The organism is Desulfovibrio biadhensis (genome assembly GCF_055388615.1).
On the sequence record NZ_AP042477.1, the window covers coordinates 533,366 to 549,751 of the forward strand.

Below are 16,386 nucleotides of genomic sequence, written 5' to 3' on the forward strand. Positions count from 1 at the left end.
ACTACTCCGGCGATACAACTCCGAAAAAAGGATGCGGCCCACTGAAGGGGCGCTCAGGATCAGGCAACAGCCCGAAATGGGTGACCAACTCAGGCCTGGCAGCTTTTGGGTCAGGGCAGAAATGCAGCGCCACCCCCCCCGGTTCCATCACAAATTGGGAGGGCGCATCCGCCGTCAAATCCAGTGCAAGTTGCATGGCGGTGGAGGGCGCTCCGGCTGCCAAAGTGCCGCCAAACTGACGCAGCAAAGGGCGGTGCACATGCCCGGTGAGCAACCGCACAACATGCTGGTGGCGGGACAGCACCTCTTCCAGTGCCTCGCGCCCTACAAAGGTCTCGGCGTCCATGTTGCCTATCCCCACGGCAAATGGCGGGTGATGCATGAAAACCACGGTAGGCATGCCCTGTCCGTCATGCAATATCTGGTCGAGCCATTCCAGAACCTCCGGAGGCAGCCCCCCTCCGTGTTTGCCAGGGATGGCAGAATCCACCCCCACCAACATAAATGGGGGGAGCATGAACTGGCAACACAATCGCCCTGCCACCATGTCTGTGCAGGCGGTCTGCTGGCCAAATGCCTGCTGCAGCCGCTCTTTGTGGTCGTGATTCCCTGGCACCACCAAAAGGGGCGCGGCAACGTTGCGCAAAATATCCCGGGCAGTCGCGTAAGCTTCTTTGCTGCCATCGTCGGTGACGTCGCCCGTCACAAGCATCAGGTCCGGCGCAGGCGTTAACTTTTCAAGATATGCTACTGTTCTCCTGGCTGCTGTCGTTGTATCGACAACGTCATAAGCCAGGGCGTCGCCACCTGTGATGTGTAGATCGCTTATTTGGGCTAGCAGCATCAAAGCACCATCACCGAGGCTGGATCAAGAGCAACATTTACGGGGGCGCCCGTCACATAACGCTGCTTTCCAGGCGCATCCAGCTTCACCACCTGCCCGTCGCCAAGACGAACGAGCAGTCTCACTTTATCCCCCAGAAAAAGCGAGGATTCTATGGCGCCCTGAAGTGTCCCCTTTTCGTCGATGCGCGCGTCCTCCGGCCGAAAGAACACATCCATCGCCGCGTTGCTCGCGTTTTCATGCAAGGGACTGCTCAAACAATCCATGGGAATACGGCCTGAGGCCCCGACCCGCAGTCCTTCGCCATTTGTGGTGGCTTGCAGCTTGTTGAAAACGCCTATGAAGTCGGCGACAAAATGGTCAGCCGGGTTGAAATAGATGTCCCGTGGCGTGCCGATCTGTATGATGCGCCCCTTGTCCATGACGGCGATCCTGTCACCCAGGGCCATTGCTTCGGCCTGATCGTGTGTCACATAGACTGCTGTAACACCGAGGGATTTCAGCAACATATCAATCTCGGCGCGCAGCACTTCGCGAAGTTTGGCATCCAGAGCGGTCAACGGTTCATCCAGCAGCAACACCTTGGGGCGCACCACCAGCGCCCTTGCCAGGGCAACCCGCTGTCGCTGTCCGCCAGAGAGCTGGTCCACATGCCGCGATGCAAGATCGGCTATACGCATCATTTCAAGCATTTCCATGGCGCCTGCATGCCGTTGCCGTCGGGACTCACCGCGTACTTTCAGCCCGTAGGCCACGTTGTCCAGCACGCTCATATTTGGAAACAGAGCGTAGTTCTGGAACACCATGCCCACGTTGCGCCGCTCGATGGGCGTCCTGGTCACGTCCTCACCATCAAAAAGAACCATGCCCCCTTTGTCCGGGCTTTCCAGCCCCGCAATGATTCTGAGGGTCGTGGTTTTGCCGCAGCCTGAAGGTCCCAGGAAGACAAGGGTTTCGCCCTGCGCTATGGACAGCTCCAAAGGCTCGAGGGCCTTGGTGCCGTCGGCAAAGGTCTTGGCGCAGTGCGTAAGCTGCACTGACGCGCCCGTGAATCCGGCTGTCGAGGCGGTAATGCCACCAGGCTCCATGGATGCCATCTCCTTGGCTGCCGACGCGGCGGTCTTCCGCGTCCGGGTTTCGTGCAATCTGGCCAGCCATTGCATGGCCACCAGCACGGGAATGATGATCAGAAAAAAAGCCACCGTGTAGGCCGAGCCGATTTCCAACCGCATGGAGGCATAGCTATCGGCCAATCCCACAGGAAGCGTTTTGGTCAAGGGCGTATGCAACATCCAGGTAAGGTTGAATTCTCCCACTGACAGAGTAAATACCATCAGCGAGCCGGCCAGGATGCCTGGCACGGCAGAAGGCACGATGACTTCCAGGAAGCGTCGCCAGAATCCTGCCCCCAGGCTGGCCGCCCCTTCTTCCAAAATCTTCAGGTCCAGCATGCCCAGCACGGCGCTGACCGAGCGGACCATGAACGGCAGGCAAAAGACAACATGACCGGTGAGGATGAACAAATTTGACTGCCGAAAGCTGGTAAAGCCGCCAAAAACAAGCAGGATACCCATGGCGATTGCCAACCCCGGCACAGCAAGGGGCAGGACCAGCAGTTCCTGAAGCAGGCGACTCCAGCGGCTGTTACTGCGCGTAAGCACATAGGCGGCCGGTACGCCCGCTGCCAGACACACCAGCAGACACATGAAGGCAATACCCATGGACCGAAAAATGGTGTCGGCGTAAAGCTCCCACATCTCTACCAGCCACCGCAGGGTCAGGCCGCTGGATATGCCCTTGAAATAATTTTCCGTAACACCAGCCAGCACTGACTGGATCACGGGAACGATAAGGAACAGGCAACACAGCAGGGTCAGCCCAAGTTGCACGTAGAACAAAATCCTGTTTCTGGTCATCCTGCCGCCGCTCCTATGCTTCGTTCACCTGTGGCCCACCTGGCAAGCAGCAGCGTCAGCCAGGTAATGCCCGCCAGAATAATGGACAGAGCCGCGGCCATGGCGATATTCGCAGACAGGGTGAACTCCGTGTAGATGGTGATGGGCAGCACATCTATACCAGCGGCCAAAGTGAAGGCTGTGCCAAAGGCGCCCATGGAGGTGGCGAAACAGATGGCCCCGGAAGCCACAAAGGCTGGGGTCAGCGCCGGCACCAGCACATCCTTCAACACCAGCCAGGGCGATGCCCCCAAGGACCTCGCCGCTTCCTCCAGCGAGGGGTCGATCTTTTCTGCTGCAGCCTTGATGGTAGCCACCACCCTGGGAATGGAAAAATATAAATAGCCCAGAAACAGCCCCCCAAGGGAATAGGCCAGCACCACCTTGCTTCCCGTGACCGCTTTGGTCACTTCGCCCACCAGGCCTTGCCTGCCCACCAGCAGGATAATCATGAACCCCACCACAACACCTGGAAACGCCAGGGGAAAGGTGAGCATGGACATGAGTATCCTTTGCCCGGGAAAACTGTTGCGCGCGAAAAATACGCCCACAACGCCGGAAAGAGCCAGGGAAACAACAGTGACCGCAAGGGACAGAACCACCGTATACCCCAGGCTTTTCAGATACCTGCTCGCCGTGAGCGCTTCCAGGTAAAGCGCGCCCGTCTGCTGGGCAGAAGAAACCACCAGCAATTTGGCAAGCGGTAAGAGGAAAAAAGCCCCAAAAATTGCCACCATCGGCGCCAATAGCAGGAGCAGATGCTGCCTACGCATGGATGCATTCACCTTTTACTTTATCCCGCAATCCGGCATGCGGCGACATGCCGCATGCCGGAAAGACAGAACTGTTTACCGTACTTCCTTCTGATAACGCTCGCTGAAGGTATTCTGACTGGTTGCCATCTTACTGTAATCAATGGGCTTGGCGCGTTCATACTCGGAAGCGGGCAGAAACTTGGCGGCTACTTCCGGGCTCAGGGCGCTTGAGCGCACCGGCTTCAGGTAGGCATTGGCCCAAACAGCCTGGCCTTTGTCGCTCAGTACGAAATCCAGCACTTTCTTGCCCTGTTCAGTATGCGGCGCGTTTTTCACCAGGCTCATCACATAGGGAACGATGATGGAGCCTTCCTCGGGAATCACGAACTCAACATTGGCCTTATCTTTGTATTTGGCGCGATAAGCGTTGAAATCATAGTCGAAAAGAATGGGAATTTCACCAGAAAGCACCCGTGCGTAGGACGTCTGCTTGGGAACGATGGGGTTGTTGGCCTTCAGCTTCTTGAAAAATTCAATGGCAGGCGTGAAATCATCCAGGCTGCCGCCCAGAGACTCGTTCACCGCCACGGCGCCCGCATAACCAACAAAGGCGCTGGTGGGGTCCAGATAGCCGATCATGCCTTCATACATGGGGTCCAGCAAATCCTCGTAGGACTTGGGCACTGGCTTGCCTTCCAAGGCGTCCTTGTTCACGAAAAAGCCGATGGTGCCAAAATGGATGGTGAACCAGTAACCATCCGGGTCCTTGAGACCGTCGGGGATTTCATCCCAATGCGCAGGCTTGTACGGCGCGATAACGCCCTCTTCCTTGGCCTTGATACCGAAGGAAACACCGTAATATGCGACATCCGCCACAGGATTGGCCTTCTCCGCAATGAGCTGGGAAAGGGTCTGCCCCGAGTTCTTGTTATCGTGGGGCAGCGAAATGCCGATTTCCTTTTCAATGGTCTTGAGCTGCGTCTTCCAGTCCGCCCACTCCGGGGGGCAGTTGTAACAAATGGCCTGATCCATGGCCCAGCACACAGAGCCGAGCATGAGCACCAGGGCCAGAGCCCCAACAGCTGATGTAAACGCTTTCATGTCCATTCTCCTTCCAAGATTTTCTATTGATAATGGTCCGCGCAGCTACGCACCCAACGCGGCTACGGTTCCTCGAACAACCAATTCCAAGGGAAGCAATTTGTGCGCAGGTTCCTTCTCAGGATTCTGCAGCAGATCAAAAAGCAATTCGGCGCCCAAACGCCCCATTTCATAAACGGGCTGGCGAATGGTGGTGAGGCCGGGGCTGACAAACCCGGCAAGAGAAACATCATCAAAGCCCATGACGGAAACATCACGGGGAACGTCCAAGCCCATTTCCCGCAGCTCTGCAATGGCAGCCACGGCGAGCAGGTCGTTTGAGCAGAAAAGTGCGGTGGGGCGCTCGTTCACAGAAAAAAGTCCTGCCAGCGCCGTGTTGCATTCCCCCATGTCAAAACCGATTTCCTTGACCAGGGTGCGTTTGAAACACCCTTTGTCCATCAGGAAATTTTTGAAGCCGTCATACCTGTCCCGGCTGCGGTCAGACATGGCGAACGAGCCCGCAAGCATGGCAATATGCCGGTGCCCCTGCTCCCATAAATAACGGGCGGCCATTTCACCGCCCATCACATTATCAACCCCCACGGAACTCAGCGGCCCCTGTCTGATGGTGCTGTAAAGCAGCACACAGGGAAATCTGTCCTGCAGCAACTCTTGCACGCCGCGCCCTTCGGGTTGTCCAGATTTGCTTGCCAATCCGGAAGACGTGAGAATCAAGCCGTCGATCTGGTGCTGGCGCATGTTGCGGATGAGGGGAAATTCCTTGTCCCGGTCATAGTCCGTATTGGCAAGGAATATCTGATAATCGCGTTCCGCCACGGCATCCTGAATGCCGCGTGTGGATTCGGCAAAGACCGGGTTGGTAATGCTTGGCAGAACAACACCCAGCGTTCTGCTGGTGCGGGTCGCAAAGCTCCTGGCCAGGGAATTGTAGCGGTAGTGCAGGTTTTCCATGGCCTGCTCCACCCGCTCCCTGGTTTCTTCGCTCACCAGTTCTGGAGTGTTTACACAGCGTGAAACCGTAGCGAGGGAAACCCCTGCAACTCTTGCGACATCCTTGAAAGTAGGTGAAGACCCCATGACGGCCCCGCAATGTAAACGTTTACACCTGTCGTGCTCCAGTCAATGGTGCATCCCTACCTCCATAAGGGAGGGGCTGTGGTGACGTCGCTGTGAACGTTCTATGACAGTATGAAGAAAGGCAGGATCAGGGGGGTGGGTATCCGGAAAACAAAAAACCGGCGACGGGGTGACCCCCGACGCCGGTGAAAAAGCTAAAAAAACAGACCTCTAGCGTTCGCTGGCAGCCAGACGCAGTCCCAAAAATATAAAAAATGCGCCCAGACTTCTGTCCAGCCAGGTGCAAAAACGCTTGTTGTTGCGCAGCCGCTCCGTCACCGCATGCCCCATGAGAATCATGGGCGGCTCTATAAAGGCGGCCACAACGATAATCAGCACCCCGTGCAGCATGAGTTGCAGCGGCACCGGCCCGGCTTCAGGCGCTACGAACTGGGGCAAAAACGCCAGAAAAAAGATGGCTACCTTGGGATTCAGGAGGTCGATGAAAGCGCCCTGCATGAATGTGCGCCGCAAAGAAAGAGGGGCCGCGCCACTTGTATCAACGCTGAAGCCACCCTTGGAGCGCAAAGCCTGCACGCCCAGCCAAAGGAGATAGGCCGCGCCTGCATATTTAACGATGCCAAAAGCCAGCGACGAAGCCACTATCAACGCAGACAGGCCCAGAGCGGCAAAAAGCACATGCCCCAGCGCCCCAGTCCAGATGCCGAGCATGGCGGCAAAGCCAGAAGCGCGCCCGCCACGTACTGTGTGCGCCAGAATATAGGCCAGGTCCGGCCCAGGGGCGAGATTGAGCAGGAACGCCGCGGCAAAAAAGGTCAACCAGTGTTGCAGGTCATAAGCAAAAATCATGGGATCTCCAGAAGGTGGTCATTCGCGTTATTGCCCGCCAAAGCTATTCCCTCTTCTATCCAAAAGCAACACTGCGCGCCCTCACTCACTCAATTCCTCCAGCCGCGCCTCCACTGCGCTCCAGCGCTCAAAAGCCTGTTCCAACGCAGCTTCCAACGCTTCAAGCTGCTGTTTGGCAGTCGTGACCTCATCCTTGCCCCCTGTATACAACTCTGGTGAGGCAAGCTTGAGTTGCGCTGCTTCCACTTGTTTTTCCAGCTTCTCGATACGCAGGGGCAGTTCTTCGAGCTCCCGCTCCAACTCCTGCTTTTCACGCTGCTCCTTGAAGCTCAATTTTCTGGGTTTGTCCTGGGGGACGATCTTTGGCTTTGTCTCCTGCTTTTGAGCGGGCTTTTTTTCCGCCGTGGCAGGTTGCGGCCGTTGCCGCAGCCAGTCTTCATATCCGCCCACGTATTCAGCTACCCGCCCTTCTCCCTCCAGAGCAATGGTGCTGGTGACGACGTTATCCAGAAAAGCACGGTCGTGGCTGACCAGAACCACAGTACCCTGGTATTCGGCCAATTGCTCTTCCAATAGCTCCAGCGTTTCCGCGTCCAGGTCGTTTGTGGGTTCGTCCATTACCAGAAAATTGGAGGGGCGCGTGAACAGGCGCGCCAGCAGCAACCTGTTGCGCTCGCCGCCGGAAAGCACGCTCACGGGACTGTTGGCGCGCTCCGGAGGAAAAAGAAAATCCTTCAGATACCCTATTATGTGGCGGGCCTTGCCCTGGATTACCACTTGGTCGTTGCCGTCGGCAATTGTATCGCGCACACGTGTCTCAGGGTTCAACTGTTCGCGATGCTGGTCAAAATAGATGGTCTCCAGATTGGTGCCCAGGCGCACGGTTCCACTTGTTGGGGTGAGTTCACCAAGAAGCAGGCGGATAAGCGTTGTCTTGCCCGCGCCATTGGGTCCAATGAGCCCAACACGGTCGCCACGGGAGATTCTGAGGTCAAAAGGTTTGAACAGAACGGTGTCGCCCCATCCAAAAGAAACGTTTTCCGCCTGGATGACAATCTTGCCGGAGCGCTCTGCCCCTTGCATGGAAAAATTGGCCGAACCGGTGCGCTCGCGCCGGGCCTGCCGCTCGCGGCGCATCTGTTTAAGCGCGCGTACGCGTCCCTCGTTGCGGGTGCGCCGCGCCTTTATGCCCTGACGAATCCAGGTTTCTTCGCGGGCCAGTTTTTTATCGAACTCGGCCCACTCCTTTTCCTCAGCTTCAAGGAGGGCGTTCTTGCGTTCCAAAAACGTGTCGTAATCACAGCTCCAATCGGCAAGCGCGCCCCGGTCAAGCTCGATGATACGGGTGGCCACCCGCCGCAAAAAGGCGCGGTCATGGGTGATGAAAACCAGGGTTCGCACCTTGCGCAACAGATAGTCTTCGAGCCAGGCAATGGAGTCGATGTCCAGATGGTTGGTCGGTTCATCGAGAAGCAGCACGTCCGGGGAACTGGCCAGGGCGCGTGCGAGCAGCGCCCGCCGCTTGAGACCGCCAGAAAGATTTTCAAAACGGGCTGCACCATCGAGTCCCAGCTTGGAGAGCACGGCCTCCACTTCAGCCAAGGCTTCCCACCCTCCCTGACGTTCCAGGGCGGTTTGCGCTGCAGCCAAATCCTCAGGCGTGACGTCAGGGTTCTGGCTTACGTGGTGATATTTCGCCAGCACTTCACCCAAACGCCCCATCCCTTGAGTCACCACGTCCCAAATTTCCCCCGTGGTTTCCTCTGGCACCTTCTGGGAAAGCCGGGCGACACGCAGCCCCTTTTCCCAGGCGATTTCGCCCGCATCAGGTTGCAGGTCACCGCTCATGAGCCGCAGCAGCGTGCTTTTTCCTTCGCCATTGCGCCCGACAATGCATATCCGCTCTCCAGGCTGTACCTGAAAGGAAACACCATCCAGAAGAGGCGGGCCGGCAAATGCCTTGTGCAAGTTGTGAACACTTATTTGAGCCATGGAGGGGGAGATGACAGGTTTTGCGGACGGACGCAACTGGTGCCCTGCCCAGATGTGGTGGGCATGGCAGAGAAAAAAACCCAAAAAGGGCAGCCCCCTTCTAAGGGGCCGCCCTGTACATATTTGTATTGCTGACAGGCAGTAGGGGATAACTGCCCTTTTTTATATAAGTCCCTTCTCTTCCAGAAGTCCCACCACGCGGGTGGTCTGCCCCCCTGCCATGGTGCCCCCGAGAGATATGGCCACAGCACAGGTCTCCAGTATTTCTTCCGGAGTGGCGCCCAGGTTCAGAGCATGCTCTGTCTGAAACAGGATACAGGCGCGGCAGCCGCCGATAAGCGCACCCGCCAAGGCCATCAGCCGCTTTGTCTTGCCCGTGAGCACGCCATCCTTATATACCTCTTGCGGCAGGGCGTCATAAGCATCCGCCACATCCGGCAAAATTTCCCGATACTTGCTCCATTGCTCACCAATCTTTTTATGCAGGTCCAACTGACTCTCCAGCATTGTTGCCTCCTTTTGGGGTTTGCAAATTTCATGTCGCACCCTGCATCACCAGAAGGGCTGGTGCAAATGAACATTCTTCATGAAGCCAAGAAGAAGCACTGATACTCCATTATTTTTCCCACCTTGCCTTCCGTATAGATGCGTAAGCGCACCAGTGGGGCAGCATCTCAGCAGTAGGGCAAAGCAAAATAACGCTTACAAAAACATAAGATGTTGACCGTTCCCCAGTTTCTGGCGTACTTTCATTATAGTGGCGTATTTCTCGTTTCCGCATGCGCCAACAAACAGATGCACAACGTTTTATTTTATAAGTTATTTTTTACAAGTGATTATTTGCAATGTCTGAACATGAAGAATCGCGCACAGAACGCCTGAACCACCTTCTGACCAAGATTCAGGAACGTGGCCTGCGCATGACACCCCAACGTGTTGCCATCATCCGCGCCCTGATAATGCATCCGGGGCACCCCACCGTGGATGAATTACACACAGCCCTGTTGGATAAATTTCCCTCCATGAGCCTGGCTACGGTCTACAAGACCATCACGCTGCTGAAGCAAATGGGCGAGGTGATAGAGCTGGAATTCAGCAGCCGCGAAAATCGTTTTGACGGGCATAATCCTTCCCCGCATCCGCACCTTATCTGCACAAAATGCGGCGCCGTTGTGGACCCCGAAGTGGACGGCCTTGGAGATATCATCAAGGAAATCAAGAACAATTCAGGATTTGTACTTACATCTCACCGGCTGGATTTTTACGGTCTGTGCCCCACCTGCCAACGCAGCACATAAATCAGATTCCCCCTTGCTACGGATAATCATTTTCCGTAATATCCACGTTGTTTCGCGGCAGCTCCCTGAAACCACCCGGCGCTTGCCAATATTCCGGAACATGCTTTATCGTAATTAGGATTTGTATACACTGATTGTCGCATTCCCCGGAGGCGGTGCACCGCCCCTCCAAATACAAACGCTTACAGGAGGCAGATCATGGCTGACATGACAAAGGAAGAACGCCGCGCTAAGGTACTTGAAGCACTGAACAAAGCTCGTTCCATGGAGCTTTTTGCAATTTCGCAGTATATGATCCAGCACTACGCACTGGACGACATGGATTACGGTGAACTGGCCCGTGACATGAAGCTGATCGCCATCGATGAGATGCGCCATGCCGAGCAATTTGCCGAGCGCATCAAGGAACTTGGCGGCGACCCCACCACGGAAATGGACGACAAAGTACAGAAGGGGCAGGACGTCAAGGCCATCTTCCCCTTTGACACAGATCTGGAAGACAACACCATCGATGTCTACAACCAGCTTCTGAAAACCTGCCGTGAAATGGGCGACAACGTCAGCGCTAAGCTGTTCGACACCATCATTGATGAAGAACAGGTGCACATGAACCATTTCGACAACGTTGCCGGCCACATCGCCGACCTCGGCGAGACCTATCTTTCCAAGATCGCTGGCACCTCCGCTTCTACTGGTGGTTCCACCAAGAGCTTTGTGAGCCAGGGAGAATAACCCACCTTGCTCTTGAAAAACGCTGACTGATAACGCCCCGCATCAATTTCCTGGTGCGGGGCGTTTTTGTTGCACACTTGCTTTCTGCGCCCCCTGTCGGTAGCTACAATGAAACGCACCTAATAGCCCGGGAGCAACACATGAACATCAGCGACATTTCCCCCTGCATCATTGTGGAAGACGTGCAACCGGCACGCGACTTCTACCAGACACACCTTGATGCACGCATTGTTTTTGACTGCGGTTGGTACCTGAACATTTCCTTTGGGAATGATTGCTCCATGCAGTTCATGCAGGCGCAATCGCCTGAGCACCCCCGCTATGCCGGAGGACTTACCTGCAATTTTCAGGTGGATGACGTGGACGCCGTGCACCAGCGTCTGGCAGACGCCGGCCTTACAATGATAATGTCTCTGGAAGACCACCCCTGGGGGGACCGCGGTTTTGCCACCACGGACCCTTACGGCGTGACCATCTACATCTACACCCCAATCCCCCCCACAGCAGAATACAGCCAATACTACAAGGACTAGACCGGGGCCATGGCAGGCATCTATTACCATTTGAGTGAATATATCAGCCACAAAATCGCTGGGAAGGCGAACATGAAGGCCCTGCAAATGGCAGGAGCGCGCCTGGTTCCTGCCGTTTCAGAAGCCGACGTGGTTGTGCTGCACGATGACCCTCTCAACTGGGGGGCGCTTGCCACCCGGTTGCAACTCGCCCCCTTCACGGCACGGGGGGGCACGGTGGTCGGTTATGGCGTATGGGAAACAGAGACGCTGCCAAAGCAATACAGGGAGCAATTGCAGCACGTGCACCGCGTCTGGACCTGCTCGGACTTTTCCGCACAGGCTTTTGCGCCCCATTGCAAGGTGGATGTCGTTCCCCATCCGGCAGAAAAAAGAACCCCACCCCCCGAAGCAATGGAGGCGGTCCGCAAACGCATACGTTACACAGAGGGGCGCTTTTACTTTTACACCATTGTGGATTCGGTCAATCCGCGAAAAAACCTGAAACTGCTGCTAGAAACCTACACACAACATTTTTCTCGCCGCGATGACGTACGGCTTGTGGTCAAGCAATACCGCCACCCGTGGGACCTTTCGAACCTGCCCGGCATCATCAGCATTGAAGAGGAACTCCCCAGCGAGGAGCTCGCAGCACTCCACGCCCTGTGCCACTGCTGCGTCAGCCCGCACCATGCCGAAGCATGGGGGCTCTCACTTTCAGAGGCCATGGCGGCAGGTACCCCCGTGATTGCCACAGGCTGGAGCGGCAACATGCATTTTATGACCCAGGCCAACAGCTACCCCGTGCGCTACACACTGGATGCTGTTTCCGCGGAAATGTGTTCGCGTATTCCTTTATACACCCGGGAAATGCAGTGGGCCGTGCCAGACCCGGGACATCTGGCGCACCTCATGCGCAAGGTCCTGCGTTATTGGGAAAAAGGCGAAACGCCCCCCGTATGCACGCAGGCCATGGAGGATATGCGGGCTTACGCACCAGACAACATAGGAAAAAAAATCTGCTCTCTTCTCAATTTCTGATAATGACTTATGAATCCGGTTCCCTGGCCTTGTAGACGGAAACGGCCCACCCGCCAGCAGAGCCGATCAGCATGCCTCCGGAACCTATAATGAAAAGCCATACACCAGCGGGCTTCAACCCTTCCCACAGAAAAAAAACACTACCTATGAAAAAGCAGAGATTACCCAGCATCCCAATGCCCAGATGAATCCAGCCATAATCTTTGACAAGTGTGCGTATTACTTTCATACTTAAACATATTGTACACTTGCGAGCAAAGTGCAATACCTGCGCGCCATAAAACGTATAATTATTGCGCCAAAACATCAGCCGCCCCCCGCGGCCTGTCTTCAATGACAAGTTGCCATATCAGCTGCTCCAGCTCTTCTATGACCACGGGTTTGGTCAGCACACCGTCCATCCCGGCCGCGAGAAAGGCCTGTCTATCGCTTTCCATGGCGTAGGCCGTCAGCCCTATCACCGGCGTATCTTTCTTTGCTGCCAGCGCAGGGGAATTTCGGATCTCGGAGGTAGCTTCTACACCATTCATTTCAGGCATTTGCACATCCATGAGCACTATGTCGAAATCCTCACTCTCCAGCATCTCCAACGCTTCCAGCCCATTAGAGGCCGTGGAGACTCTATGCCCGTTCACTTCCAGCAAACGTGTGGTGGAAAGCATGTTTACGGGTTCATCCTCCACCAAAAGGATTTTACACGGTGCGCTGACGTTGGTTCCACAATTGATCACTACCGGGGCTTTTTCAGAAGCAAGTTGCAAAGTCAGGCATAAGTAGAAGGCCGTGCCTTCCCCCAGTTTCGACTCCACGGACATGGTGCCGCCCAGGAGTTCAAGCAGACGCCGCACAATCGGCAATCCCAGCCCTGCACCCTGGTAGCGCTTGGTGTAGGTATCTTCTCCCTGAAAAAAAACTTCAAATATCTTCTTAAGTTTGCTGTCCGAAATACCGTTGCCCGTATCTTTGACGCTGAACAGCACCCGTACCTGATCTTGCTCATGCAAATCCGGTAAACGCCATGCTTCTACGGAGACACTTCCAACTTCAGTAAATTTTATGGCATTGCCCACCAGGTTGACCACAATCTGCCGCAGACGCATGGGATCACCCATCAGCCGCGGAGGAATCCGTTCGTCAACAGTAAGCCGCAGGTCCAGCCCCTTTTGCGCTACAGCTACGCCAAAGGTATCCACAACCTCATGCAACAGTCCCGCCACGTTCAATTCTTCGCTGACAATGCTCAGCTTGCCCGCCTCAATGCGCGAAAGATCCAGAATATCGCTCAACAACCCCGTCAATCTTTGGCAGGAAAGTATCGCGGTATCAATAAAACGACGTTGCTCCTCATCCAACTGAGAATGATGGACAAGTTGCAGCATCCCCATCACACCATTGAGAGGTGTTCGGATTTCATGGCTCATGTTGGCGAGAAATTCACTTTTGCTCCGGTTGGCTGCTTCAGCAGCTTCCTTGGCCAGCCGCAAATTCTCCTGGTATTCCTTGCGCTCGCTTATATCCTCCACAAATGCGAAGCTGAAGCTCATGCCAGGGGCCTTACTCCTGAAGATGCTTGCCAGGAGACTGACCCAGATTTCGGTGCCGTCCGCCCTGATGTATCGTTTTTCTACGCTGTAATTATCCCTTTCCCCTGCCCACAATGCGCGCAGAAGATCCTGCCCCTCTGTCAGGTCGTCGGGATGTGTAAATTCATGAATCCTGCGCCCAAGCAATGCATCCCGCGGTACGCCCAGCATATTGGCCAGCGCCATGTTACAGTCAATCAAATTACCCGAACTACTGGTCAGCCCAATCGCCAAAGGTGAAAGCTCAATCACGGAGCGGATACGTTTTTCACTTTCGCGAAGCTGCTGCTGGGTCCGCTCCAGTTCTGAAATATCCAAGGCTGTGAAGGTCTCGCCCTTGACGGGCTCGCTGGAATCCATGGGTGTGGCCCGCAGGATTATTTCCAACAGCTCACCATCCTTGCGTCTGAATTGCGTCCGGATGGTGGCGATGTGCTGCTGCGCCATTTGCTCTTCCTTGGCCCGGCCCACTTCCTCGAACACTTCTTCGGAATGGTAGATCATGCGGGTACTTTGGCCTATGAGCTCCTCACTGGTGTAGCCAAGCATTTCGCAAAAAAATTCGTTTACTTCCTGAAAAATGCGATCTGTCACAACGCCAATCCCAACAGGAGCCGCCCTGAAAATACTTTCCAGCCGGGCCTTTGATTGCCGTTCAACTTCCCGAGCCTCTACACTTTCGGTCACGTCGTCGATAAGCCAGATGAGCATCTTTCCGTCAGTCCAGCCGCTGAACTTGCCCCAACGCACCTCCCCGGTTTTGCGCTGAAATTGCAACGTATGGCTCTTGCCGAATGACATGGCCTTGTCCTGCTCGTAGAGTTTGCGCCGCTTTTCTGAGGCAGTGCCGAAGAGAGCTAAAAACCACTGCTCTTCCGTGGCAATCTCATCAGCATCATATCCCGTAAGTTTTGTGCACGTGCGATTGCAGCGCAAGGCGCCGTCCACCACCAGAATCGCGCCTACTGGCAGGTTTTCCAAAATATGCTGCAGCCGGTGCTCACTTTCCCGCAGGTCCAACTCGGCCCTCTTTCGTTGGGTGATATCATGCGCAATACCTACGAGGCCCTCGGTTTTTCCTTCATGATCATTGTATGTCGTCTTATGGAAGACCACATCGATTTGGTTCTGTTGCGCATCTTTCAACTGGGACTCGTAAACCTGCTTACCGGGGTTTTCAAAAAGAGCACTATCCATTTCTGCGTACACATCCGCCATGGCTTTCGGCGCCACCTCATATACGGAGCGTCCGATCACCTGTTCCGGCGTCAAGCCAAGTGATGCAGCGAAAGCCGTATTGCACCCTCTGTAGATGCCATCAATATCCTTCCAGAATATTGGGGTGGAAATGGTTTCGATAAGGGAGTGGAGAAAGCGCTCGCTTTTTCGCACAGCAACTTCCGAACGCCTCTGCGCAGCCAGTAGGTACAACAAGACAGGAATCGTCACCGCCGCCAAAGCCAGGGCCACAGCCAGACCGTAAAAGGCTGCCTTATGACGGTGCAGCAGGGTATCGGGTTTGTTAATGATAATTGCGTCCTTGGGGAGCATTTCTTCTTCAATACCGAATTTTTCCATTTGCACATAATCGAACATCGCCACGGCGGGCGTCTGCATAACAACAGGTATATTGTCAGCAGGCACCCCTTTAAGAATCCTTGCCGTCAGGGAACCGGCCGTCACCCCTTGCTGGAAACTGCTTGTGACAATGCCGCCCAATGCTCCCTTGCCGATATCGAAATCCCACAATGAAAAAATCGGACAATATTTTGCTTCCGCAATACTTTCCAAGCTTTTATCCAATGAAACATCAGTACCATCTGCAGAAACGAGATTGCACATGCGCAATACCGGCGTGCCCTTGGGCAATGTGGCCAATGCGTCCCTGACATTGCACTCTCCAAGATTGATAAATTCGCGTAGCTTCACTTCTTGAGAGTAGGCCGCGAGTGATTTTCGAAACAGATCCAGGTTCAGCCGCCCAAGCCCCTTACTCCCGGCAACAACACCAATGCTCTCGCTATTGGGGAACAGTTGCAGGATAAGCTCCACGTTACCTGCAAAATCCAGCATCTCATTGACACCGGCAATATTATCTATTCCTTTGATTTGCTCAGGAGAAAAATTGTTGATGCCACAAAAGACAAGAGGCGTTACAGGCGCGAAACGTTTCCGAAAATCGAGAATGAAATCGAAAGCTGCATTATCCGAAACGACAATGGCAGCCAGGTCCATGTTTGCATATTTTTCGCTCAGGAACCTTGCAAAAGCATCCTGATAATCCTCGCCTCTGTGCCGGCGCGAGTCCAAATGTTCAACATGGAGCACCACCCTGGGGAGTTCGTTCAACTCGGAACGCAGCCCCTGTATGATATGGTCATTCCAGCGATCGCCTTCATGATAAGAGGAGACAACCAGGACATCCTGCCGCGCTTCGGCCTCTGCCGTCTCGCCGGTAGCAGGCATGAAAAGCACCATAAGCCACATGCCGGCAAGTAATAACGCAGTACGAATCAACACCCTGTGCTCCCCCCATTATCTGTCGCACGAGTGGCCGCAATGTGCGGCAGACATGAAAACGTATTATTTTAATTACCACATTACGGGCACTATTCACAAGCTAGATAACTTGTGCATTGCGTTC

Annotated in this window: 14 protein-coding genes; 4 read left to right on the forward strand and 10 right to left on the reverse strand. The window is 54.9% G+C overall.

The annotated features are described in order from the left end of the window. Position 1: 1 nt before the first annotated feature. From ACZ5EH_RS02315 to ACZ5EH_RS02350, 8 genes are all read right to left on the reverse strand, one after another. Positions 2–844 carry a phosphodiesterase gene (locus tag ACZ5EH_RS02315; RefSeq protein ID WP_464276531.1) on the reverse strand — a complete coding sequence of 281 codons (843 nt, stop codon included), beginning with the start codon at positions 842–844 and terminating at the stop codon, positions 2–4. Beyond that, entirely contained in the window at positions 844–2,760 is a 1,917-nt protein-coding gene (locus ACZ5EH_RS02320) for an ATP-binding cassette domain-containing protein (RefSeq protein ID WP_464276532.1), read from the reverse strand. Before ACZ5EH_RS02320 ends, ACZ5EH_RS02315 begins: the two co-directional genes overlap by 1 nt. Continuing rightward, positions 2,757–3,572, reverse strand: coding sequence for an ABC transporter permease (locus tag ACZ5EH_RS02325; protein ID WP_464276533.1), 816 nt, complete (start codon positions 3,570–3,572; stop codon positions 2,757–2,759). Before ACZ5EH_RS02325 ends, ACZ5EH_RS02320 begins: the two co-directional genes overlap by 4 nt. Before the next feature lie 75 nt (positions 3,573–3,647). Beyond that, positions 3,648–4,655 carry an ABC transporter substrate-binding protein gene (locus ACZ5EH_RS02330; RefSeq protein WP_464276534.1) on the reverse strand — a complete coding sequence of 336 codons (1,008 nt, stop codon included), beginning with the start codon at positions 4,653–4,655 and terminating at the stop codon, positions 3,648–3,650. 45 nt (positions 4,656–4,700) lie between these two features. Beyond that, on the reverse strand, positions 4,701–5,735 hold the full coding sequence (locus ACZ5EH_RS02335; RefSeq protein ID WP_464276535.1) for a LacI family DNA-binding transcriptional regulator: 1,035 nt from the start codon (positions 5,733–5,735) through the stop codon (positions 4,701–4,703). Positions 5,736–5,945: 210 nt separating this feature from the next. Beyond that, complete coding sequence (locus ACZ5EH_RS02340; protein ID WP_464276536.1) at positions 5,946–6,584, reverse strand: LysE family translocator; 639 nt, start codon at positions 6,582–6,584, stop codon at positions 5,946–5,948. Positions 6,585–6,665: 81 nt separating this feature from the next. Continuing rightward, positions 6,666–8,576, reverse strand: a complete 1,911-nt coding sequence (locus ACZ5EH_RS02345) for an ATP-binding cassette domain-containing protein (protein ID WP_464278250.1) — start codon at positions 8,574–8,576, stop codon at positions 6,666–6,668. 162 nt (positions 8,577–8,738) lie between these two features. After that, positions 8,739–9,083, reverse strand: coding sequence for a carboxymuconolactone decarboxylase family protein (locus tag ACZ5EH_RS02350; protein WP_464276537.1), 345 nt, complete (start codon positions 9,081–9,083; stop codon positions 8,739–8,741). A gap of 338 nt (positions 9,084–9,421) precedes the next feature. Here ACZ5EH_RS02350 and ACZ5EH_RS02355 point away from each other — a divergent pair, with 338 nt between their 5' ends. The 4 genes from ACZ5EH_RS02355 (at position 9,422) to ACZ5EH_RS02370 (ending at position 12,159) form a co-directional block, all read left to right on the forward strand. Beyond that, positions 9,422–9,874 carry a Fur family transcriptional regulator gene (locus tag ACZ5EH_RS02355; protein WP_464276538.1) on the forward strand — a complete coding sequence of 151 codons (453 nt, stop codon included), beginning with the start codon at positions 9,422–9,424 and terminating at the stop codon, positions 9,872–9,874. Between the two features lie 198 nt (positions 9,875–10,072). Beyond that, a complete protein-coding gene (locus ACZ5EH_RS02360) occupies positions 10,073–10,606 on the forward strand; it encodes a ferritin-like domain-containing protein (protein ID WP_464276539.1) in 534 nt (177 codons plus the stop codon). A 140-nt stretch (positions 10,607–10,746) separates the two neighbouring features. After that, positions 10,747–11,139, forward strand: coding sequence for a VOC family protein (locus ACZ5EH_RS02365; protein ID WP_464276540.1), 393 nt, complete (start codon positions 10,747–10,749; stop codon positions 11,137–11,139). A 9-nt stretch (positions 11,140–11,148) separates the two neighbouring features. Next, positions 11,149–12,159 carry a glycosyltransferase family 4 protein gene (locus ACZ5EH_RS02370; RefSeq protein WP_464276541.1) on the forward strand — a complete coding sequence of 337 codons (1,011 nt, stop codon included), beginning with the start codon at positions 11,149–11,151 and terminating at the stop codon, positions 12,157–12,159. Between the two features lie 7 nt (positions 12,160–12,166). Here ACZ5EH_RS02370 and ACZ5EH_RS02375 read toward each other — a convergent pair whose 3' ends face one another. Further along, a complete protein-coding gene (locus tag ACZ5EH_RS02375; RefSeq protein WP_464276542.1) occupies positions 12,167–12,466 on the reverse strand; it encodes a YrhK family protein in 300 nt (99 codons plus the stop codon). Next, a complete protein-coding gene (locus ACZ5EH_RS02380; RefSeq protein WP_464276543.1) occupies positions 12,450–16,262 on the reverse strand; it encodes an ABC transporter substrate binding protein in 3,813 nt (1,270 codons plus the stop codon). The genes ACZ5EH_RS02375 and ACZ5EH_RS02380 overlap by 17 nt, the downstream gene beginning before the upstream one ends. Positions 16,263–16,386: the final 124 nt, after the last annotated feature.

Coding starts and splice junctions, on each gene's coding strand:
- ACZ5EH_RS02355 (WP_464276538.1), top strand. CDS start 9,422: ATGTCTGAACATGAAGAATCGCGCACAGAACGCCTGAACCACCTTCTG.
- ACZ5EH_RS02325 (WP_464276533.1), bottom strand. CDS start 3,572: ATGCGTAGGCAGCATCTGCTCCTGCTATTGGCGCCGATGGTGGCAATT.
- ACZ5EH_RS02345 (WP_464278250.1), bottom strand. CDS start 8,576: ATGGCTCAAATAAGTGTTCACAACTTGCACAAGGCATTTGCCGGCCCG.
- ACZ5EH_RS02330 (WP_464276534.1), bottom strand. CDS start 4,655: ATGAAAGCGTTTACATCAGCTGTTGGGGCTCTGGCCCTGGTGCTCATG.
- ACZ5EH_RS02370 (WP_464276541.1), top strand. CDS start 11,149: ATGGCAGGCATCTATTACCATTTGAGTGAATATATCAGCCACAAAATC.
- ACZ5EH_RS02350 (WP_464276537.1), bottom strand. CDS start 9,083: ATGCTGGAGAGTCAGTTGGACCTGCATAAAAAGATTGGTGAGCAATGG.
- ACZ5EH_RS02360 (WP_464276539.1), top strand. CDS start 10,073: ATGGCTGACATGACAAAGGAAGAACGCCGCGCTAAGGTACTTGAAGCA.
- ACZ5EH_RS02375 (WP_464276542.1), bottom strand. CDS start 12,466: ATGTTTTGGCGCAATAATTATACGTTTTATGGCGCGCAGGTATTGCAC.
- ACZ5EH_RS02365 (WP_464276540.1), top strand. CDS start 10,747: ATGAACATCAGCGACATTTCCCCCTGCATCATTGTGGAAGACGTGCAA.
- ACZ5EH_RS02340 (WP_464276536.1), bottom strand. CDS start 6,584: ATGATTTTTGCTTATGACCTGCAACACTGGTTGACCTTTTTTGCCGCG.
- ACZ5EH_RS02315 (WP_464276531.1), bottom strand. CDS start 844: ATGCTGCTAGCCCAAATAAGCGATCTACACATCACAGGTGGCGACGCC.
- ACZ5EH_RS02320 (WP_464276532.1), bottom strand. CDS start 2,760: ATGACCAGAAACAGGATTTTGTTCTACGTGCAACTTGGGCTGACCCTG.
- ACZ5EH_RS02335 (WP_464276535.1), bottom strand. CDS start 5,735: ATGGGGTCTTCACCTACTTTCAAGGATGTCGCAAGAGTTGCAGGGGTT.